At 69.1% G+C, this 19,152-nt stretch carries 23 protein-coding genes; 13 read left to right on the top strand and 10 right to left on the bottom strand.

Going from position 1 to position 19,152, the window contains the following annotated elements:
* Positions 1 to 22 precede the first annotated feature (22 nt).
* Positions 23 to 931: a LysR family transcriptional regulator gene (locus ACXJJ3_RS13815; protein ID WP_458170418.1), complete on the bottom strand. Its 909-nt coding sequence runs from the start codon at positions 929 to 931 to the stop codon at positions 23 to 25.
* 73 nt (positions 932 to 1,004) lie between these two features.
* On the opposite strand from ACXJJ3_RS13815, the gene ACXJJ3_RS13810 reads away from it, so the two are divergent.
* Positions 1,005 to 1,907, top strand: a complete 903-nt coding sequence (locus ACXJJ3_RS13810; RefSeq protein WP_458170417.1) for an EamA family transporter — start codon at positions 1,005 to 1,007, stop codon at positions 1,905 to 1,907.
* Here ACXJJ3_RS13810 and ACXJJ3_RS13805 read toward each other — a convergent pair.
* A complete protein-coding gene (locus ACXJJ3_RS13805) occupies positions 1,896 to 2,528 on the bottom strand; it encodes a flavin reductase family protein (RefSeq protein WP_458170416.1) in 633 nt (210 codons plus the stop codon). The two genes, ACXJJ3_RS13810 and ACXJJ3_RS13805, sit on opposite strands and share 12 nt — an antisense overlap.
* 33 nt (positions 2,529 to 2,561) lie before the next feature.
* Here ACXJJ3_RS13805 and ACXJJ3_RS13800 point away from each other — a divergent pair, with 33 nt between their 5' ends.
* Complete coding sequence (locus ACXJJ3_RS13800) at positions 2,562 to 3,341, top strand: hypothetical protein (RefSeq protein WP_458170415.1); 780 nt, start codon at positions 2,562 to 2,564, stop codon at positions 3,339 to 3,341.
* Positions 3,266 to 3,610: a serpin family protein gene (locus ACXJJ3_RS13795; RefSeq protein ID WP_458170414.1), complete on the top strand. Its 345-nt coding sequence runs from the start codon at positions 3,266 to 3,268 to the stop codon at positions 3,608 to 3,610. The genes ACXJJ3_RS13800 and ACXJJ3_RS13795 overlap by 76 nt, the downstream gene beginning before the upstream one ends.
* Here ACXJJ3_RS13795 and ACXJJ3_RS13790 read toward each other — a convergent pair.
* Complete coding sequence (locus tag ACXJJ3_RS13790; protein ID WP_458170413.1) at positions 3,601 to 4,281, bottom strand: TIGR03943 family putative permease subunit; 681 nt, start codon at positions 4,279 to 4,281, stop codon at positions 3,601 to 3,603. The genes ACXJJ3_RS13795 and ACXJJ3_RS13790 overlap by 10 nt on opposite strands.
* The gene (locus ACXJJ3_RS13785; protein WP_458170412.1) at positions 4,278 to 5,252 is read right to left on the bottom strand and encodes a permease; all 975 of its coding nucleotides are present in this window, start codon (positions 5,250 to 5,252) and stop codon (positions 4,278 to 4,280) included. Before ACXJJ3_RS13785 ends, ACXJJ3_RS13790 begins: the two co-directional genes overlap by 4 nt.
* Before the next feature lie 73 nt (positions 5,253 to 5,325).
* On the opposite strand from ACXJJ3_RS13785, the gene ACXJJ3_RS13780 reads away from it, so the two are divergent.
* Positions 5,326 to 6,519, top strand: a complete 1,194-nt coding sequence (locus ACXJJ3_RS13780) for a serpin family protein (protein WP_458170410.1) — start codon at positions 5,326 to 5,328, stop codon at positions 6,517 to 6,519.
* On the opposite strand, the gene ACXJJ3_RS13775 is transcribed toward ACXJJ3_RS13780, so the two are convergent.
* Together ACXJJ3_RS13775 and ACXJJ3_RS13770 are read right to left on the bottom strand one after the other, a co-directional pair.
* Positions 6,500 to 7,042 (bottom strand): TetR/AcrR family transcriptional regulator, encoded by a 543-nt coding sequence (locus tag ACXJJ3_RS13775; protein ID WP_458170409.1) that lies wholly within the window; start codon positions 7,040 to 7,042, stop codon positions 6,500 to 6,502. The two genes, ACXJJ3_RS13780 and ACXJJ3_RS13775, sit on opposite strands and share 20 nt — an antisense overlap.
* Entirely contained in the window at positions 7,017 to 7,448 is a 432-nt protein-coding gene (locus ACXJJ3_RS13770; protein ID WP_458170408.1) for an SRPBCC family protein, read from the bottom strand. The genes ACXJJ3_RS13775 and ACXJJ3_RS13770 overlap by 26 nt, the downstream gene beginning before the upstream one ends.
* Before the next feature lie 84 nt (positions 7,449 to 7,532).
* Between ACXJJ3_RS13770 and ACXJJ3_RS13765 the strand changes: the two genes are divergently transcribed.
* The 4 genes from ACXJJ3_RS13765 (at position 7,533) to ACXJJ3_RS13750 (ending at position 11,139) form a co-directional block, all read left to right on the top strand.
* A complete protein-coding gene (locus ACXJJ3_RS13765; RefSeq protein ID WP_458170407.1) occupies positions 7,533 to 7,727 on the top strand; it encodes a hypothetical protein in 195 nt (64 codons plus the stop codon).
* Positions 7,728 to 7,843: 116 nt separating this feature from the next.
* Positions 7,844 to 8,716 carry a nitrilase-related carbon-nitrogen hydrolase gene (locus ACXJJ3_RS13760; RefSeq protein ID WP_458170406.1) on the top strand — a complete coding sequence of 291 codons (873 nt, stop codon included), beginning with the start codon at positions 7,844 to 7,846 and terminating at the stop codon, positions 8,714 to 8,716.
* Positions 8,717 to 8,728: 12 nt separating this feature from the next.
* Positions 8,729 to 10,135, top strand: coding sequence for a dihydropyrimidinase (gene hydA / locus ACXJJ3_RS13755; protein ID WP_458170405.1), 1,407 nt, complete (start codon positions 8,729 to 8,731; stop codon positions 10,133 to 10,135).
* A gap of 11 nt (positions 10,136 to 10,146) precedes the next feature.
* Positions 10,147 to 11,139, top strand: a complete 993-nt coding sequence (locus tag ACXJJ3_RS13750; protein WP_458170404.1) for a TIGR03842 family LLM class F420-dependent oxidoreductase — start codon at positions 10,147 to 10,149, stop codon at positions 11,137 to 11,139.
* Here ACXJJ3_RS13750 and ACXJJ3_RS13745 read toward each other — a convergent pair.
* Together ACXJJ3_RS13745 and ACXJJ3_RS13740 are read right to left on the bottom strand one after the other, a co-directional pair.
* Positions 11,136 to 11,546 (bottom strand): cytidine deaminase family protein, encoded by a 411-nt coding sequence (locus ACXJJ3_RS13745; protein WP_458170403.1) that lies wholly within the window; start codon positions 11,544 to 11,546, stop codon positions 11,136 to 11,138. The genes ACXJJ3_RS13750 and ACXJJ3_RS13745 overlap by 4 nt on opposite strands.
* On the bottom strand, positions 11,543 to 12,808 hold the full coding sequence (locus ACXJJ3_RS13740; protein ID WP_458170402.1) for an ABC transporter substrate-binding protein: 1,266 nt from the start codon (positions 12,806 to 12,808) through the stop codon (positions 11,543 to 11,545). Before ACXJJ3_RS13740 ends, ACXJJ3_RS13745 begins: the two co-directional genes overlap by 4 nt.
* A gap of 179 nt (positions 12,809 to 12,987) precedes the next feature.
* Between ACXJJ3_RS13740 and ACXJJ3_RS13735 the strand changes: the two genes are divergently transcribed.
* The gene (locus ACXJJ3_RS13735) at positions 12,988 to 14,148 is read left to right on the top strand and encodes an MFS transporter (protein WP_458170401.1); all 1,161 of its coding nucleotides are present in this window, start codon (positions 12,988 to 12,990) and stop codon (positions 14,146 to 14,148) included.
* On the opposite strand, the gene ACXJJ3_RS13730 is transcribed toward ACXJJ3_RS13735, so the two are convergent.
* Positions 14,129 to 14,296, bottom strand: coding sequence for a hypothetical protein (locus ACXJJ3_RS13730; RefSeq protein WP_427884783.1), 168 nt, complete (start codon positions 14,294 to 14,296; stop codon positions 14,129 to 14,131). The two genes, ACXJJ3_RS13735 and ACXJJ3_RS13730, sit on opposite strands and share 20 nt — an antisense overlap.
* A complete protein-coding gene (locus ACXJJ3_RS13725) occupies positions 14,289 to 14,675 on the bottom strand; it encodes a hypothetical protein (RefSeq protein WP_458170400.1) in 387 nt (128 codons plus the stop codon). The genes ACXJJ3_RS13730 and ACXJJ3_RS13725 overlap by 8 nt, the downstream gene beginning before the upstream one ends.
* 110 nt (positions 14,676 to 14,785) lie before the next feature.
* On the opposite strand from ACXJJ3_RS13725, the gene ACXJJ3_RS13720 reads away from it, so the two are divergent.
* The 4 genes from ACXJJ3_RS13720 to ACXJJ3_RS13705 all read left to right on the top strand — a co-directional run bounded on the left by ACXJJ3_RS13720 (position 14,786) and on the right by ACXJJ3_RS13705 (position 19,149).
* Positions 14,786 to 15,835, top strand: coding sequence for a carbohydrate kinase family protein (locus ACXJJ3_RS13720; RefSeq protein WP_458170399.1), 1,050 nt, complete (start codon positions 14,786 to 14,788; stop codon positions 15,833 to 15,835).
* A gap of 163 nt (positions 15,836 to 15,998) precedes the next feature.
* Positions 15,999 to 16,688: a cell division ATP-binding protein FtsE gene (ftsE, locus tag ACXJJ3_RS13715; protein WP_077013482.1), complete on the top strand. Its 690-nt coding sequence runs from the start codon at positions 15,999 to 16,001 to the stop codon at positions 16,686 to 16,688.
* Positions 16,689 to 16,707: 19 nt separating this feature from the next.
* Positions 16,708 to 17,619 (top strand): permease-like cell division protein FtsX, encoded by a 912-nt coding sequence (gene ftsX, locus ACXJJ3_RS13710; RefSeq protein ID WP_458170398.1) that lies wholly within the window; start codon positions 16,708 to 16,710, stop codon positions 17,617 to 17,619.
* Positions 17,620 to 17,706: 87 nt separating this feature from the next.
* Positions 17,707 to 19,149: a peptidoglycan DD-metalloendopeptidase family protein gene (locus ACXJJ3_RS13705; protein WP_458170397.1), complete on the top strand. Its 1,443-nt coding sequence runs from the start codon at positions 17,707 to 17,709 to the stop codon at positions 19,147 to 19,149.
* Positions 19,150 to 19,152: the final 3 nt, after the last annotated feature.

The raw sequence follows: 19,152 nt of genomic DNA, 5'->3' as shown, positions 1-19,152 counted from the left end.
GTCGCGGAGTGTTGTCAACGGTTCACGCCGTGTCGCGGTCCGGCCAGGCGGCTTTCAGGATGCCGAGCGCGGCCGTGATCGCCGGACGCCGGGACGTGGTCGTCCGCCAGACCGCATACAGCCGGCGCGTCGGTGCGGGCTGCAAAGGTACGACGACCACGCCGTCCGGGACCGGCCCGCGGCCGAGGCGGGGGAGCAGGCCGATGCCGATCCCGCGGGCGAGCATCGCGAGCTGGGTCTGGTACTCCGCGACCGAGTACGCGACCTCCGGCTCCACGCCCGCGCGGCGCATCGTCCGGATCAGCCACTCGTGACAGATCGAGCCGGCCGGCTGGCAGATCCAGCGCTCGCCGACCAGGTCCTCCGCGCGGACGAACTCCTTGCCGGCCAGCCGATGCGTCGCGGGCACCAGGACGTCGGCCGGGTCGACGCCGAGCCGCACCCGGGACAGTCCCTCGGGCAGCCCGAGCGGCGTGTTCTGCCAGTCGTGGACGAGCGCGATGTCGAGCTCGCCGCGATGCACCGCGGCGACCGCCTCGAACGGGTCGGTCTCGAGTACCCGGACGTCCAGACCGGGATGATCGTGGATCAGCCGCGCCAGCGCCGGCGGCAGCAGCCCGCGCGCCGCCGTCGGGAACGCGGCGATGCTCAACGTCCCGATCGTCTCGCCGCGCTGCTCTTCGAGCGTCAGCTCGGCGTCCTCGACCAGCTCCAGAATCCGCGCCGCTGTTGCCGCCAACTGCCGCGCCGCGTCCGTCAGGACGATCCCGCGCCCCTGCCGCTCGACCAGCGTGGTCCGCGTCTCGCGCTCCAGCTTCGCGAGCTGCTGCGACACCGCGGACGGCGTGTACCCGAGCACCTCGGCCGCGCGGTTGACCGATCCGTACTGCGCGACGGCATGCAGCGCGCGCAGCCGACCCAGATCGATCATGTAGCACTCCTACATCAAAGGCGGTAGCAATCAGTGCTGGTCCTTAAGTGTACTCCTGCCGACACTTGACCGTATGAAGCCTCGTGACCTGCTCCTCGCACTCGCCGTCGTCGTTGTCTGGGGCATCAACTTCGTCGTCATCGACGTCGGCCTGGAAGGCATCCCGCCGCTGCTGCTGTCCGCGCTGCGGTTCTTCTTTGCCGCCGTCCCGGCGATCTTCGTCCTCGGCAAACCGCGGGTCCCGTGGCGGTACGTCGTCGGTGTCGGGCTCGCGCTCGGGGTCGCGAAGTTCGGGTTGCTGTTCATCGCGATGGACCACGGCGTACCGGCCGGGCTGTCGTCGCTGGTGCTGCAGAGCCAGGTGATCTTCACGGTGCTGTTCGCGATCGCCGTACTGCGCGAACGCCCGCGGCCGGCGCAGATCGCCGGCATCGTGGTCGCGTGCGCCGGGATCGCGCTGATCGTGCTCGACCAGCAGCTGTCGGCACCGCTCGGCGCGCTGGTACTGGTGATCGTCGCCGCCGGTTTCTGGGGTGTGTCGAACACGATCACCCGGTACGCCAAGCCGCCGGACACGCTGCGCTTCATGGTCTGGGTCAGCGCCGTCGCCGTCGTACCGCTGGTGCTGCTCTCGCTGCTCACCGAGGGGCCGCGCGCCGACGCCGACGCGCTCTGCGGGATCCGGCTCAGCGGCATCGGGGCGATCGCGTACCTCGCGTTCGCGGCGACGCTGTTCGGGTTCGGCGTCTGGGGATACCTGCTGCGGCAGTACGACGCGAGTACGGTCGCGCCGTTCTCGTTGCTGGTGCCGATCGTCGGGATGTCCGCGGCCTGGGTGCTGCGCGGCGAGGCGGTCGGGCTGCAGCAGGCGATCGCGGCCGTGCTGGTGATCGGCGGGATGGCATGCACGATCGTCCGCCGCCGGACCCCGCGGAAGCGCAAGACGGAGTCCGGCGACCTCGTCTCAGCGGCCTGAGACCACCATCGGCGGCATCTCCCAACCGCGCGCCAGCGACGACGGGTACGCCGGCGCGCCGCCCGCGAAGTACTCGGTGAACTTCATGATCAGCGGATCCCAGCGCAGCGGGTCGATGTAGCGGTCGTTGCTCATCAGCAGGTCCTCGCGGACCTGGACCCGCTCGACCCGCATCTCCAGCGCGCACAGGTGCGAGTCCGGGCCGCCGATCTCGTGGATCGCCTGGATCCGTCCTTCGAGGTTGATCGGGCTCTCGGCGACGCCGTCCAGGCCGAGTTCGGTGGCCTCGCGGGTCAGCCCGGCGGCCGCGAACTTGTCCGGTTCGTACCGGTACCCGCGGCCGCGTTTCGCCTCCGACATCTCCTCCGACCCGGTCAGCAGGGCGATCCGGTCGAGGCCTGCGACCATGTCCGGATCGACCAGGTTCAGCACGATCTCCGGCCGGACGGCGAGGTTCTTCACGGTCTGCGCGCTGGTCCCCATCCCGAGCATCGCGGTGTACCCGAGCCACCACGCGGACGACATCGGCGCGAGGTTCGTACTGCCGTCGGGGTTGCGGGAGCTGATCAGGACGACCGGCGTACCGAAGTAGAGGACCTTGGGCTGGACTGTTCGCTTCATGCGCGTGGAACGCGGATGCGCGAGGATGTGTGAGTGGACGCTCAGCAGATCGCCCGACTGACCGCGCGCTGGATCGCCGAACTGCCCGGCGAGGACAGCACGGTGGTCTCCGGGCTCGGCGTGCAGCCGCTGCTCGCGATGCTCGCCGAAGTCGCGGACGAGCCGGCCCACAGCGAGCTGGCCGAGGCGGCCGGCGAGCGGTACGGCGGACTGCTCGAGGCGCCCGGTCTGCGGATGGCGCTCGGGCTGTGGACACGGCCGGACGTCGAGCTGCAGGCCGGCGTGGACCGGTTCCTGCCGCCCGAGGTCCGCGGGACGTTGACCGATCAGGTCGCGCTGGATGCGTGGGTCGTCGAGCAGACGGACGGGTTGCTGCGGCAGATGCCGGTACAGCTGACGCCCGACGTTCTGCTGGTGCTGGCGTCGGCGTTGGCGCTGAAGACGGACTGGGAGCTGCCGTTCAACGAGTACACGCGGGGCGTTCGGCGGTGGCTGAGCCGGGCGGACGAGGACCTGGACAGCCTGCGCGTGTACGAGGGCGCGACGGGTCCGTTGACCGTGGTGACGGTGCGGGGCGCGGGGGAGTTCGACGTACGGCTGGTGGTCGGGGACGGTGGGCGCGCGGCCGTACTGTCCGCCGCCCTGACGGTCGAGGACGACGGGATGCCGGGCGCCGAGGTGCTCGCCGCGGAACGGTCCGCGCCGGGAATCGAGGTGGTCGACGCGATGCGCCGGCGGTGCTGCTCTCGCTGCCGTACTTCGAGATCGACGCCGACCACGATCTCCTGCAGCATCGCGAGGTGTTCGGGCTGACGGCCGCCGCCGACCCGCGCCGCGGGCACTTCCCCGGGTTGAGCCCGCAGCCGCTCGCGATCGACCAGGCGCGGCAGGTGGTGATGGCCCGGTTCTCCGCGACCGGGTTCGAGGCGGCGGCCGTGACGGCGATGGCGGTGGCGGCCGGGGCGGCGCCGACGGTCACCGCGAGGGCGCTGTCGGTGAACCTGGACCGGCCGTTCGGATTCGTCGCGGTGCATCGGCCGACCGGCGTACCGGTGGTGGCCGGCTGGGTGAACTACTCGTAGGGGTTGGCGGGCGCGGTCGTCGGCTCGACCGACTGGACGACGAGCGCGGCGACGTCGCCGTCGACCCGTCTCGTTGGTGTGGCCCACGTTCCGGTGACGATCACCCACTGGTTCTTCGCCGGTGCGGCGTGGCCGCGGGCCTCGACCATGAACGCGGACGCGTCCGCGACGCAGCAGGTGACGCCGATCCGGGTCACGTACCAGACGCCCTTCTTGTCCGGGGTGACGAATCCGGTCAGCCGGAACGTGCGTCCCTTCATCGAGTCCTGGTTCCACACCGCCCAGGTCGCGTAGTCGCGCACCGCGATCTGCTGCGCGTCGTACGAATGCTGCCCCCGCCAGTACGAGTTCCCCTCCGGCGCGGCAGGTTTCGCGGCGACCGGTGACTGCCGTCGCGCCGCGTCCGCGCCGAGCGCCGGCGGATCCACCACCAGCAACGCGAACACCGGGATCAGCAGCAGCCACGCCGCCCGCGGCAACCCGTGGTCGTGGGTCTGCCGATTGCGCGCGAACACGTCACTCACCGCCAATCCGATCAGCACCACCCCGGCCGCGAGCAGCATCCACCGCATCCCGGGCTTCACGTACCGCAGGTACGTCCCCGAGATCGCGAGTTGCAGTACGGCGGCCCCCACGAACACGATCACCAGCCCGGCAACACTGCGCTTCACAGCAACCACCATCCGACGAGGAGACTGGCCAGTACGGCGACCACGAACGTCGCGGGCGCGAACCGGACCGCGAACTTCGGGCCGAACGTCCCGGCCTGCATCGCGATCAGCTTCACGTCGACGATCGGGCCGACCACCATGAACGCGAGCCGCGCGGTCAGCGAGAACTGCGTCAGGCTCGCCGCCACGAACGCGTCCGCTTCGGAACAGATCGCCAGCAGGACGGCGAGCAACCCGAGGATCAGCACCGAGAACAGCAGGTTCCCGGCGACGTGGTCGAGCCACGTGCGCGGGACGACGACGTTCAGCGTGGCCGCGGCCGCCGCGCCGATCACCAGGAAGCCGCCGGCGTGCAGGAAGTCGTGCAGCATCGCGGACCGGAACATCTCGAACTTGCCGTCGCCGTGCGCATGCCGGTCCACCCGCGGCCGCATGCCCTTGCCGGTCAGCAACCACACCCAGCCGAGGATCATCGACACCGCGAGCGACGTCACCGCCCGCGCGACCACCACCTTCGGCTGACCGGGGAACGCGACCGCGGTCGACGCCAGGACGACGGGGTTGACCGCGGGCGCCGACAGCAGGAACGCGATCGCCGCGGCCGGCGTGACGCCGCGGTTCATCAACGCGGCCGACACCGGTACGGACGCGCACTCACAGCCGGGCAGGATGACGCCCGACGCGCTGGCGACCGGTACGGCGAGGGCCGGGTGCTTCGGGAGCGCCTTCGCGAAGAACGACGCCGGGACGAACGCGGTGAGCGCGGCCGACAGCAGTACGCCGAGCACCAGGAACGGCACCGCCTGCACGGTCACGCCGACGAACACGGTGGCCCACGTCCGGATCCCTTCGGCGGTGAACCACCCGGCGAACAGCCGCCGTCCGAACAGCGCCGCGGCGACCAGCAGGACCAGTGTCACGGTGAAGGCGACCGATGACCCCGTCGACTCCTCCTGCTTGGCGGTCGGCATGCGCGAAATGCTGGCAGAAATCCTTTGGAAATGAAAATCACCGTCATTGCTGGCCGTGTGGCAGGGTTGAGGTATGGATGCCGACGTGGTGCGTGCAGTCAACGAACTCACCAGCCGCTGGGCGCGGGCGCTGCCCGCCGGGAACGGCGAGAACCAGGTGATCGCCGGGCTGGGCCTGTGGCCGCTGCTGGCGATGCTGTCGACCGGCGCGGACGAACCCGGCCGGACGGAGCTCGCGGCCGCCGCCGGGGTCGACCCCGCGACCGGCGCGACCGACGCGATCCGGCTGATCGAGGCGATCGAGCAGTCCGCCGACCTGCACGCCGCGCTCGGCGTCTGGGTGGACGAGCAGCTCAAGCTCGCGGAGACCTTCGACAGCGTCGTGCCGGCGCCGCTGGTCGGCATGCTGACCGGCAACCCCGCCGTCGACAAGCCGAAACTGGACGCGTGGGCGGCCGACCACACCGACGACCTGATCCGCGACATGCCGGTCGACCTGGATGGCGGCATCGAGCTGCTGCTCGCGTCGGCGATCCTGCTGCGGACGAAGTGGGTCCGCCCGTTCGAGGAGCACACGCGGCGGATCCCGGACGGTCCGTGGGCCGGGTCCTGGGGCTGGCTCGAACGGTCCACGACGGACCTCGACAGCGTCCGCCGGTACGAGCATCCGTCCGCGGCCTGGCTCACGGTCGCCACCGTCGCGGGCGACGCGGACGTCGACGTACTGCTCGGGATCGGGCAGCCGGGGACGGCGCAGGACGACGTACTGGCTGGTCTGCTCGACGCCTCTCGTGATCCTGACGGCGGGGTCTCGGGGGAGGCGCTGATCGAGCAGGGCGACGTCGGGTCGGAGGCCGCGCCGGGGGTGCGGATCGGGGAGACGACGGCGTCGCGGCAGCAGGTCCGGCTGTCGGTACCGGCGTTCAGCGTCGACGTCGAGCACGACCTGATGGCGTCGCGGGAGCTGTTCGGGCTGACGACGGTGTCGTCGGATCCGGGAGCGCAGGGGCACTTCAGCGCGCTCAGTCCGACGCCGCTGCGGATCGACCAGGCCCGGCAGCGGGTGCTCGCCCGGTTCTTCGCGACCGGGTTCGAGGCGGCCGCCGTGACCGCGATGGCGATGACGCGGGCCGCGATGGTGACCAGCAAGGGGCGGCGGCTCGAGGTCACGCTCGACCGGCCGTTCGCGTTCGTCGCCGTACTGCGGGACTCGCGGCTGCCGATCGTCGCCGGCTCGGTCGAGGTACCTACCGAACCGGCGGAGTGAACAGCCGGGTGAGCAGCGCCGACGCCTCGTCGACGCCCGTACGGTCACCGGTCAGCAGCAGGTCGAACAGGAGGCCGCGGGACGCCGCCAGACCGAGCCGCGCGTACGCCGGCGCCTGATCGGCGGGGATGCCGGCGCGGACGCACAGGTCGATCAGCGGCGGCAGCCAGACGTTGATCAGGTCCGCCTTGAGCGGCTCGGTGTGCGGGAGGTCCTGCATCGCGTGCGCGCTCAACTCGAAGAACAGCGGGCCGTAGACGAGCGCGGCCTCGGTCACCCAGCGCCAGAACTGCTCCGCCTGCTCCTCGATCGGCAGGTCCGACAGGTCCGCCAGCAGGTCGCGTTGCTGCTGCTCGACGGTGCGGACCACTTCGGCCAGCAGGCCCTCGCGGGAGCCGAAGTGGTAGATCAGCATCCGGTGACTCGTACCGATCGAGGTCGCGATCGCCCGCAGGCTCGCATCCCCGATCCCGTTCTTCGCGAAATGCTCAACCGCATCAGCTAGCAGCGTTGCGCGACTCACTGACTTCCTTCAGCTTGGCGGTCTCGGTCTCGATGTAGCTCTGGGTCAGCCGGGCGTACATCCGGCCGAACAGCCACGCCATCGGACCTTCCTGGATGATCGTGGAGGTCGCCACCGTACCCTCCGGCGTACTCGTCACCCGGTGGCCGCCGGTCGTCCTGATCCCGGGGCCCTTCGAGACCCATTCGAAGTACTCACCGTCCTTGAACTCGGTGACCTCCCAGACCGCCACGGCGAGCTTGGGCTGGCGGATCCGGGTCCGGGAGCCGACGTGGATCCGGCCCGCGTCCAGCCGCTCGACGGAATCGACGGTCGGGGTCCAGTCGGGCCACCGCTCGACGTCGCTGAAGACCTCCCAGACCCGCTCGGGCGCGGCCTGGATCGTGGTGGAGTGATCGAAGCGCATGTACCAAATGGTACATCAGGTCTGTGTGAGGTCTGGCCGGGCGGGCTGCCTGCCGGGCACCGGCGGCAGGTAGGGTCTTGGGCCATGGCTGACCAGAACGTCCCGCAGAACGTGGAGAACGAGCAGGACCCGGGCGCGAGCACGCAGATGTTCCGCGCCTTCGTCAACGAGGCCCAGACCGAGGCCAAGACCGAACCGAAGATCAACGGCCGGGTGCTGGCCATCGTCGGTGCCGCGGTGATCCTGATCGCCGTCGTCGCCGCGATCGCCGTTCTCTAGCCGACCGACCTGCGCATCGAGGTCGTCCGGGTCCCCACCGACCCCGCACTCCGGTACGCCCTCACCAGGCCCAGCATCGGTGCATCCGTTGACGGGTGGGTGGTGGCGGATGGAGCATGGGGGCTCGGCTACTTGGGGAGGTTCTTGTGGCGGAGGTTGTCAGGGCTGCGCTTGTTCAGACGTCGTGGACGGGTGACAAGGAGTCCATGATCAAGGCGCACGAGGACTACGCGCGGCAGGCTGCCGCGGCCGGGGCGAAGGTGATTTGTTTTCAGGAGTTGTTCTACGGGCCGTACTTCTGTCAGCAGCAGGACGCGGAGTACTACGAGTACGCCGAGTCCGTGCCGGGTCCGACCACCGAGCGGTTCGCGGAGCTGGCGCGGGAGCTCGGGATGGTGATGGTCCTGCCGGTGTACGAGCAGGAGCAGCCGGGGGTGCTGTACAACACGGCCGCCGTGATCGATGCCGACGGCACCTATCTCGGAAAGTACCGGAAGAACCATATCCCGCAGGTGAAGGGGTTCTGGGAGAAGTTCTACTTCCGGCCGGGCAACCTCGGGTATCCGATCTTCGACACCGCGGTCGGGCGGATCGGGGTGTACATCTGCTACGACCGGCACTTCCCGGAGGGCTGGCGGGCGCTCGGACTGGCCGGGGCGAAGATCGTGTTCAACCCGTCGGCGACCAGCCGCGGGCTGTCGGCGTACCTGTGGAAGCTCGAGCAGCCCGCGTCGGCGGTCGCGAACGAGTACTTCATCGGGGCGATCAACCGGGTCGGTGTCGAGGCCGAGTTCGGCGACAACGACTTCTACGGTACGTCGTACTTCGTCGACCCGGAGGGGAAGTTCGTCGGCGACGTCGGGCACGACCACGATCCGGAACTGATCATCCGCGACCTGGACCTCGGGCTGCTGGACACCGTCCGCGACCGCTGGCAGTTCTACCGCGACCGCAGGCCGGACGCCTACGGAGACCTGACTACGCCGTAGAGGAGACCACGCATGTCGTTGCTCGTCAAAGGTGGAACTGTCGTCGGACCGACCGGAACCCAAACAGCCGACGTGCTCGTCGACGGCGAGAAGATCGTTGCTGTCCTCGATCCGTCGGTCACGCCCACGATCACCGCCGATCAGGTGATCGATGCTGCCGGCAAGTACGTGATCCCGGGTGGGATCGACGCGCACACGCACATGGAGATGCCGTTCGGCGGTACGTCGGCCAGTGACACGTTCGACACCGGGACCCGCGCCGCGGCGTACGGCGGGACCACGACGATCATCGACTTCGCGATCCAGCGCACCGGCGAGGTCGTGCAGGACGGGCTGGCCGCCTGGCACGCGAAGACCGAGGGCGAGTGCCACATCGACTACGCGTTCCACATGATCCTCGGGGGTGTCGACGCGGACGCGCTGAAGGCGATGGACCAGCTGGTCGCGGACGAGGGGATCACGAGCTTCAAGCTGTTCATGGCCTACCCGGGCGTCTTCTACTCCGACGACGGGCAGATCCTGCGCGCGATGCAGACCGCGCGGGACAACGGCGCGATGATCATGATGCACGCCGAGAACGGGATCGCGATCGACGTCCTGGTCCAGCAGTCGATCGAACGCGGGCAGACCGACCCGATCCACCATGGCATCACCCGCCCGGCCGCGCTCGAGGCCGAGGCGACGAACCGGGCGATCGCGCTCGCCGAGGTGGCCCGCGACTGCCCGCTGTACATCGTGCACCTGTCCGCGAGCCAGGCGCTCGAGAAGGTCGCGGCCGCGCGGCACGAGGGCCGCAACGTGTTCGCGGAGACCTGCCCGCAGTACCTCTACCTGACTCTCGAGGACCAGCTCGGCGCGCCCGGGTTCGAGGGCGCGAAGTGGGTCTGCTCGACGCCGCTGCGCAGCAAGCACGAGTCGCACCAGCGCGACCTCTGGAAGGGCCTGCGGACCAACGAGCTCGCGGTCGTGTCGACCGACCACTGCCCGTTCTGCATGAAGGACCAAAAGGAGCTCGGCCTCGGCGACTTCTCCAAGATCCCGAACGGGATCGGCGGCGTCGAGCACCGGGTCGACCTGGTCTTCCAGGGCGTTGTCGACGGCAAGCTTTCGCTGGAGCGCTGGGTGGAGACGATCGCGACCACGCCGGCCCGGATGTTCGGGCTGTACCCGCAGAAGGGGATCGTGCAGCCCGGCTCGGACGCGGACCTGGTCATCTACGACCCGAACGGAACGACCCGGATCGGTGTCGCGACGCACCACATGAACATGGACTATTCGGCGTACGAAGGGGTCGAGATCCAGGGCCGGGTGGGTACGGTGATCTCGCGCGGCGAGGTGATCGTGGCTGACGGCAACTACCAGGGCCGCAAGGGGCGTGGGAAGTTCCTCAAGCGCGGCCTGTCGTCGTACTTGATGTAGGGGGAGACGCCGTGGAGTTCGGTGTGGTGTTCCAGTGTGATCCGCCCGCGTCCACGGTCGTGCAGTTGGCCCGGCAGGCGGAGGACGCGGGGTTCGGGTACGTGTGGACCTTCGACTCGCACCTGCTCTGGCAGGAGCCGTTCGTCATCTACAGCCAGATCCTCGCGGCCACCGAGCGGGTGATCGTCGGCCCGATGGTGACGAACCCGGGGACCCGGGACTGGACCGTGATCGCATCCCAGTTCGCGACGCTGAACGAGATGTTCGGTCACCGGACGATCTGCGGGATCGGCCGCGGCGACTCGGCACTCCGTACGCTCGGCGCGAAACCCGGGACGATCGCCGAGCTGAAGGAGTGCGTCGAGGTGGTCCGCGCGCTGGCCTGCGGCGAGACCGTTTCCTATCGCGGTCAGCAGTTGAAGTTCGCCTGGGTCGAGAACGGGGCGCTCGACGTGTGGGTCGCGGCGTACGGCCCGAAGGCCCTGGAAGCGACCGGACAGGTCGGCGACGGGTACATCCTGCAGCTCGCCGACCCGGACATCGCCGCGTGGATGATCACCGCGGTACGCCGGGCCGCGGAACAGGCGGGCCGTGATCCGCAGGCGATCAAGTTCTGCGTGGCGGCGCCGGCGTACGTCGGGGACGATCTCGAGCACCAGCGCGAGCAGACCCGCTGGTTCGGCGGCATGGTCGGGAACCACGTGGCCGACATCGTCGCGCGGTACGGCACGTCCGGCGCCGTACCGAAGGCCCTCACCGACTACATCGAAGGGCGGAAGGGCTACGACTATGCCGAGCACGGGCGGGCCGGGAACACGCACACGGCGTTCGTCCCGGACGAGGTCGTCGACCGGTTCTGCATCCTCGGCCCGGTCGAGAACCACCTGGCCCGGCTCGCGGAGCTGAAGGACCTCGGCGTCGACCAGTTCGCGCTCTACCTCCAGCACGACGCCAAGGAACAGACCCTGGCGTCGTACGGGAAGGACATCATCCCGAACGTCTAGGGCGTCCAGCGGTATGCGCCTGGTAGCAGGTCCGTGGCGAGTACCGAGGCGGGGCCGTCCGGGGACGGCAGGATGACGCGCATCGTCGGGTGATAGTCGACGAAGACCTGGCGGTCCCGGCCGCACGGGCCGACCACGCCGCGGCCTTCGTTGCCGACGGCCACGATCGTGGTGAGCTCGCGGGCGCCGTCGGCGCGGGCCCGGCCGAGCGCGACGAGTTCCGCGCACGGGCCGCCGGTGAAGTGGTACAGGTTGATCCCGGCGTACATCCGGCCGTCGATCCCGCGGACCGCGGCGCCCATCGTGTAGACGCCGTCGGGTCCGTCGGTGTTCGCGTCGACCGTACGGCGGGCCAGCTCGATCAGCTCGCGGTCGTCGTCGGTCAGCGGCTGCAGCGCGAGCGTCATCCGGCGATCCGCTTCAGCTCGGCCTCGGTGACGGTGCGAACGGTCTTGATCTCGGCGGCCGGGTCGGCACCACTGCGGATGATCTTGTTCAGCGCGTCGGTGTACGCCGAGCCGGCCTTCGGCGACCAGAGCATCGGCGTCTGGGCGTGGCCGTTCTCGGTGGCGAGCTTGGCCGCGTCGGCGGCCGGGCCGGACTTCAGCTTGGTCGCTTTCTCGACCAGGCTCTTCCGGGCCGGAATGTGGAACCCGTACGACTGCGCGAAGTCGAGCTGGTCGTCGGTCTGGTCGACCCACAGCCACTTCACGAACTTCTTGGCCGCGTCGACATTCTTCGACTTCGCGTTCACGCAGGACCCGTATGCGCCGATCGGGACGCTCGGCTTGCCTGTGGTGGCGTTCAGCTTCGGCCACGGGAGGACGCCGTAGTCGCCCGGCAGCGCCTTCTCGATGGCAGGCAGGGTCCACAGACCGGTGAACTGGATCGCGGTCAGGCCCTGGGTGAAGGCGGACGGGTCGGACCAGTCGGTCGGTGCCCCCAGCAACAGAACCTTCGCGGTCCAGAACTCCCGCAGCTTGCGGAGCGACTCGACGGCCGCCGGGTCGTCGAAGCCGAACTGGTTGTCGGGAGTCAGGTAGTCGAGCCCGGCCGACCAGAGCGCCGGGCCGCCCAGGACGCCGACGCCGCCGTCGTTGCCGACGAACAGGCCCTTGACCTTGTCGGTGGTGAGCTTCTTCGCCGCGGCCAGCAGTTCGTCCACGGTCTGCGGCGGCTGCACGCCGGCCGCGCTCAGCAGGCTCTTGCGGTACACGAGCAGCTGCATGTCGACGACCTGCGGGATCCCGTACAGCTTGCCCTGGTAGGACATCCGCTCCAGCAGCGCGGGGTTGAAGTCGCTCTTCGCGTCGCCGAGCAGGTCGGTCAGCTCGACGACCTGCTTGCCCTTGATCATGTCGATCGACGGGCCGTTGCCGTTCTCGAACACGTCCGGGCCCTGGTCGGTGAGCAGCGACGTGGACACCTTCTTGTCGTAGTCGCCCGGCGACCACTGGATCGTCACGGTGGCGTCCGGGTAGGCCTTCGCGTACTTCTCCACCGCCTGCTGCGTGCCCGCTTCGCCGTACTGGTGGTACCACTGCTGCAAGGTCGGCTTCGACCCGCCGCTCGTGGAAGGCCGTCCGCTGTTGGAGCCACAGCCCGCCACTGCCATCGCCGACAGTCCGGCGCCGATCCCCAGCAACCGCCGCCGCGTCATCCCGCTCATGTGCCGCCTCCGTTCAGCGCAGTCCCACAGCCTGCGCACCGAACACCGACCTTACGACCGGAACGGCTGATGCCGGGGGTATTTCTCGCGTATGCTGTGCGGCATGCATTCACTTCGTGACTAGAGCGCGGCTCCCGTCCTGAGCCCCCATTCCGTCGTGAATTCCTAGGAGCGTTCCTGTGTCCGGCACTCTTCGTGCCGGGAGCTACCGTGACGTCCTGCTGTTGCCGTCAGCGCTGCGCACGTTCGTGCCCGCGCTGGTCGGCCGGCTGTCGTACGGTCTGCTCCCGTTGTCCCTGCTCATGACCGTCCGCCACTCCACCGGCTCCTTCGCCACCGCCGGCGCGGCCGTCGCCCTCTTCGGCGTCAGCTCGTTGTCGATGCCGTACAAGGCTCGCCTGGTCGACCGCTTCAGCCAACGCCGCGTCCTTCCGGTCCTGGCCGCCGGTTCGTCCGCCGGCCTGTTCCTGATCTCCGGTACGCCGAACGCCGCCGTATTGCTCGTCCTGGTCGGTGTAGCCGGCCTGCTAGCGCCGCCGCTGGGGCCGTCCATGCGCTCGAACTGGCGCCTCCTCACCGACGGCCTCCCGCTCAAGGAGCGCGCGTACGCGCTGGACGCGGTCGCGGAGGAATGCCTGTTCCTCGGCGGGCCGCTGATCGCCGGCACGCTGATCGGGGTCTTCGCCGCGCCGATCTCCCTGGCCTGTTCAGCCACTTTGATGCTGCTGGGCACCCTCGCAATGGTCACCAGCCCAGTGACCACCCACACTGCTCTACCAGCACCCGGTCGCCACCCGCTAGGTCCGCTGGTCCTCCCGGGCCTCCGCCGGGTCCTGGTGGTCATCCTCCTCACCGCAGCCGGCATCAGTACGGCGTACCTCTGCGTAGCCGCGGTAGCTCAGCAGGCGGCCCACCCTGGCGCGGCTGGGTACGTCGAAGCAGCCATAGCAGCCGGCAGCGTCGTAGGCGGGATCCTCTGGGCGCGGCGCTCCCACACGCGCTCGCTGTCGACCCACCTGGCCGCGTTGATCGCCGTCTTGGCCGCTGGTCTACTCACAGCGTCCGTCGTGCCTGGCCTGATCCCGTTGGGCGCAGTACTAGGCGTAGCGGGTGCAGCTGTAGCACCACTCTTCGTAGTCGCCTACCTGGCGGCCGACACGGTGACTCCACCCCACCAACGCACTGAAGCCAGCACGTGGATCAACACCAGCAACAACCTGGGCTCCGCAGCCGGCTCCGCCGCTGCCGGCGTCCTCGTTCAGCACACCAGCCCGACCTGGGGCTTCGTCGCCGGAGGGGTCCTCCTGGCCCTGTTAGCGCTCAGGCAGGTGCGGGGGTAGGGGACTCGTTGCCGTTGTCGGGGTGTGCGTTGGCGATCCGGGCCACCGCCTCGTCGGGTTTGCGGCCGGCTCGGCGGGCGGCTTCGACGTGGAGGCGGGCCAGCTCGATCACCTGGCGGGAGACCTTGACGGTCCGCTTGTCAGCCATGGTCACTGTCTCCCTCGACGACCTCGATGTCAGCTTCCGCAATATCAGCGTACGCGTCCGCCCCGACCCGGTCGATCGCAACGGCCGCGGTCAGCGCGGCGACCAGGTCGTAGTCCTCGGGTTGTAACAGCTCCGAGCGCATCAGTGAACGGAGCGTGACGACGCCGGCGTCGGTGCCCGCGTCCTCGCCCTCGAGGATCTGCTCGACCGCCCAGCGCACCATCCGCATCGTCTCCTCGCGGTGCCGCCAGGTGTCGAGCTCGCGGTCGGACTTGCGGGTCAGGTACGCCCCGAGCACCACGCCGCCGAGCGCGAGCAGCGGTGACAACACCGTCATCACGACCCCGACGACCGAGATCCAGGTCGGAATCACAGACACATCCCGATGCTCATCGTTGCCCTCCCAATTCCGTGGTCTTGAACGGACGATGATGCTACGAAGGAGCATTCCACGACCGACCGACCAGGATGACAAGGAGTAGTGTCACCGTGACGGACCAGCAGGACGGGTACGACGTCTTCGTACAAGGGACCGTGTTCTACGACATCGTCATGACCGGCCTGGCGTCCGCCCCGACCACCGGCACCGAGATCTTCGCCGAAGGCATGGGCTCCTGCCCCGGCGGTGTCGCGAACTTCGCGATCGCGGCCGCCCGGCTCGGCCTGCGCAGCGGTCTGGCCGCCGTGTTCGGTGACGACGTGTACGCCGACTTCTGCTGGCGGACGCTCGCCGACCAGGAGGGCGTCGACCTGTCGCACTCCCGCCGGATCGGGCACTGGCACTCCCCGGTGACGGTGTCGATGTCGATCAACCGCGACCGCGCGATGGTCACCCACGCTCACGAGGCGCCGGGCGACCCGAGCAAGCTGGTCGGCCCGGGGCTGAAGACCCGTTCCGCGATCGTCCCGGTCGCGGAGGACCTGCCCGGCTGGACGGTCGAGGCCCGCGAGTCCGGCGCGCTGCTGTTCGGGGACGTCGGCTGGGACCCGACGGACGAGTGGTCACCGGCCGTGCTCGACGTACTGGACGGTTTCCATGCGTTCACGCCGAACGCCGACGAGGCGATGGCATACACCCGGACCGACAACCCGAAGGCCGCGCTGCACAAGCTCGCCGAGCGGGTCCCGCTCGCCGTGGTCACGAACGGCGCCGACGGCGTCCTCGCGATCGACCAGACGACCGGCGAGGAGGAGCAGGTCCCGGCGCTGCCGGTGCACTCGTACGACCCGACCGGCGCCGGCGACGTGTTCCTGGCCTCCCTCGTGCTCGGCACGCTCCGCGGCTGGCCGCTGGCCCACCGGCTGGCGTTCGGCAACCTGTGCGCCGGGTTGTCCGTGCAGCACTTCGGCGGTTCGCTGGCCGCGCCGGGCTGGGGCGACATCATCGACTGGGTCCGCGACCACAGCCGGCACCGCCCCGGCGACGTCGATCCCGACGTACTGCGGCACTACGCGTTCATCGGCGACGTACTGCCGGCCGGCCCGGTCCCGATCGTCCGCCGCGCCTCCGCGACGATCGCCCGGCTGTCCGACGCGTAGGTCCGCGCTCCGGGTATCGGACGGCGGCGTACGGAGCGGCAGGTCCGGTCCGCGGCACGCCGTGGAAGCCCTAGACTGACTGCCGGCCGCTCCGGTGGCGTACGGTGCACTTCGTGGTTACCGTCGCGTCGCTCCCTGTTCCCGACCACGGCCGGATGAATCCGTGATCCGCTTCGAGAATGTTTCCAAGACGTACGAGGGCCAGTCCAAGGCCGCTCTGCTGAACGTCAACGTCGAGATCGAGAAAGGCGAGTTCGTCTTCCTGGTCGGTACCTCCGGGTCCGGCAAGTCGACGTTCCTGCGCCTCGTCCTCCGTGAGCACCGGACGTCCAAGGGCCACATCATGGTGGCCGGCAAGGACCTGAACCGGCTCGCCAGCTGGCGGATCCCGCAGATGCGGCGGCAGATCGGAACCGTGTTCCAGGACTTCCGGCTGCTGCCGAACAAGACCGTCGCGGAGAACGTCGCGTTCGCGCTGCAGGTGATCGGCAAGCCGCGTTCGCACATCCGCAAGACGGTCCCCGAGGTGCTCGAGCTGGTCGGTCTGGACGGCAAGGAGGATCGGCTCCCGGACGAGCTGTCCGGCGGTGAGCAGCAGCGGGTGGCGATCGCCCGCGCGTTCGTGAACCGGCCGATGATCCTGATCGCCGACGAGCCGACCGGAAACCTCGACCCCGGTACGTCGGTGGGCATCATGAAGCTGCTGGACCGGATCAACCGCACCGGGACCACGGTCGTGATGGCGACCCACGACGTGTCGATCGTCGATCAGATGCGCAAGCGCGTGATCGAGCTGGAGAACGGTCATGTCGTCCGCGACGAGTCGCGCGGCGTCTACGGCTACCAGCACTGACCAGGGGACTGACTTACAGATGCGCTTGAACTACATCCTCTCCGACCTCGGCATCGGTCTGAAGCGGAACCTCTCGATGACGATCGCGGTCGTCGTCACCATCTGGGTCTCGCTGTCGCTGTTCGGCAGCGCGCTGCTCGCTCACGAGCAGGTCAACCTGATGAAGGGGAACTGGTACGACAAGATCCAGATCTCGGTCTTCCTCTGCACCAAGGACTCCGGCGGCCGCGGCTGCTCCGGCGCCGAGGTGACCCAGGAGCAGAAGAACCGGATCCAGCAGGTCATCGAGTCGAACCCGGACACCGCGCCGGACGGCGTGTTCACCGAGTCGAAGGCGCAGGCGTTCGAGTCGTTCAAGAAGCTGTACAAGGACTCGCCGATCGTCAGCACGGTCACCCAGGACCAGATGCAGGAGTCGTTCCGGATCCGGCTGAAGGACCCGCAGCGGTACCAGAACCTGGTCAGCGCGGTCGCCGGCCTCCCGGGGGTGGACACCGTCCAGGACCTCCGGCAGTACCTCGACCCGCTGTTCAAGGCGCTGAACTGGCTCCAGGTCGGGTCGTACTTCGGAGCGGGCCTGCTGCTGGTCGCGGCGCTGATGCAGATCGCGAACACGATCCGGCTGGCGGCGTACGCGCGCAGACGTGAGATCGGGATCATGCGGCTCGTGGGGGCGTCCAACTTCTACATCCAGCTGCCGTTCCTGCTGGAAGCGGTGCTGGCCGCCGTGATCGGCGCCGCGCTGGCCTGCGGCACGCTGTGGATGATCGTGTACTTCATGGTCATGCGGCAGGCGCAGGCGACGTTCCGGGTCTGGCAGTGGGTCGGGGCGTCCGAGACGTTCCGGGTGACGCTGATCATGGTGCTGGTCGGCCTGGTGCTGGCGGTCATCCCGACATTCCTGACAACGCGGAAATACCTCAAAGTCTGACCCTGGTGACCTATCGTGCAGTATCAGGAGTCACACGAGTAACTCCTGTACCGCACGAAAACTTCATCCAGAGCAAGGGGTCGACCTGTGGTCCCGCACTTCCCCGGTGCGAACCCGCCTGAGCGGGGGAGCATCAAGCGAGACGACAGCACCGGTACCCCAGCCGCGCCGTACCCGCGATCACGCAATCGACCGCCGGGCCGGCAGAGCGTTGTTACCGCTTGCTGCCTTGTCCTGTCCCTGTCCGCCGGCGTCCTGGCCGCGGTCCCGTACGCTCCGTCCGCGGAGGCGAGACCACCGGATCCAGCCGCCAAGAAGAAACAACTCGACTCGAAGATCAACCAGTCCAAGGCTGATCTCGACGACGCCTCCGACCAGCTCGGCAAGTCCGTTGCCGCGTACAACCAGTCGGTCGCGAAGTACCAGGCCGTGCAGGCCCGGTACGCCGCCGCGCAGGGGCAGCTCGCCGCCGCGAAGGCCGCCGACGCGGTTGCCGCGGGCAAGCTTGTCGCGGCCGAGGCGGCGCTCCGTACGGCGACCTCGGACGTGGCCGCCGGCCAGCGCCAGATCGCCGAGAAGCGGGCCGTCGCGGGCCGCGCCGTACGGTCGGCGTACCAGCAGCAGAACGGCCTGGTCGGGCTGTCGATCGCGCTTCGCGGCGCGGCTCCGGCCGACATCGCCACCGGCATGCAGGTGCAGCGGAACGTGTTCGGGATCCAGAGCAACGCGATCGCGAACCTGAACACCGCGCAGGCGCAGCTGGCCAGCAAGCAGGTCAAGCTGACCGCCGCGGAGAAGGAGGCCGAGACCGCCCGTGCTGACGCGGCCGCGACGGTCAAGAAGGTCACGGAGCTGACCAAGCAGGTCGCGGCCGACCGAGCGGAGGCGGCATCGGTCGCGGCGGTCAAGCTGACCGCGTTCAAGGCTGCGGAGAAGGAGAAGAACTCCGAACTCGCGCAGTACAACTCGCTGCTGAAGGAACGCAACCGGGTCCAGCAGATGCTGATCGCCCAGGCGAAGGCCGAGAAGGCAGCGGCCGCCCGCCGGAAGGCGGCAGCCGAGGCGGCCGAGCGGGCGAAGGCACGCAAGGAGCACCGTCCGCCGCGGAACGTCCCGGATCCGGTGCCGACCGGTGGCGGGCGGCTCGGGTACCCGGTCAGCAGCTACATCACGTCGCCGTACGGGATGCGGTTCCACCCGGTCCTGCACATCTGGAAGCTGCACGACGGCACCGACTTCCGCGCACCCTGCGGTACGCCGGTCCGCGCCGCGGCCGACGGGGTGGTGACCGACAAGTACTTCAACGGTGGCTACGGGAACCGGCTGTTCATCTCACACGGGGTGATGGGCGGGCACTCGATCACGACGGTCTACAACCACCTGTCGAAGTACAAGGCGCACGTCGGCGACCGGGTCCAGCGCGGCGAGATCATCGCCTGGTCCGGTACGACGGGGTACTCGACCGGCTGCCACCTGCACTTCATGGTCTACAAGGACGGCAACGTCGTTAATCCCATGGGGTGGCTGTAAGAG

It is taken from the genome of Kribbella sp. WER1 (assembly GCF_054189145.1).
This window is presented reverse-complemented; position numbering and strand designations above follow the sequence as displayed.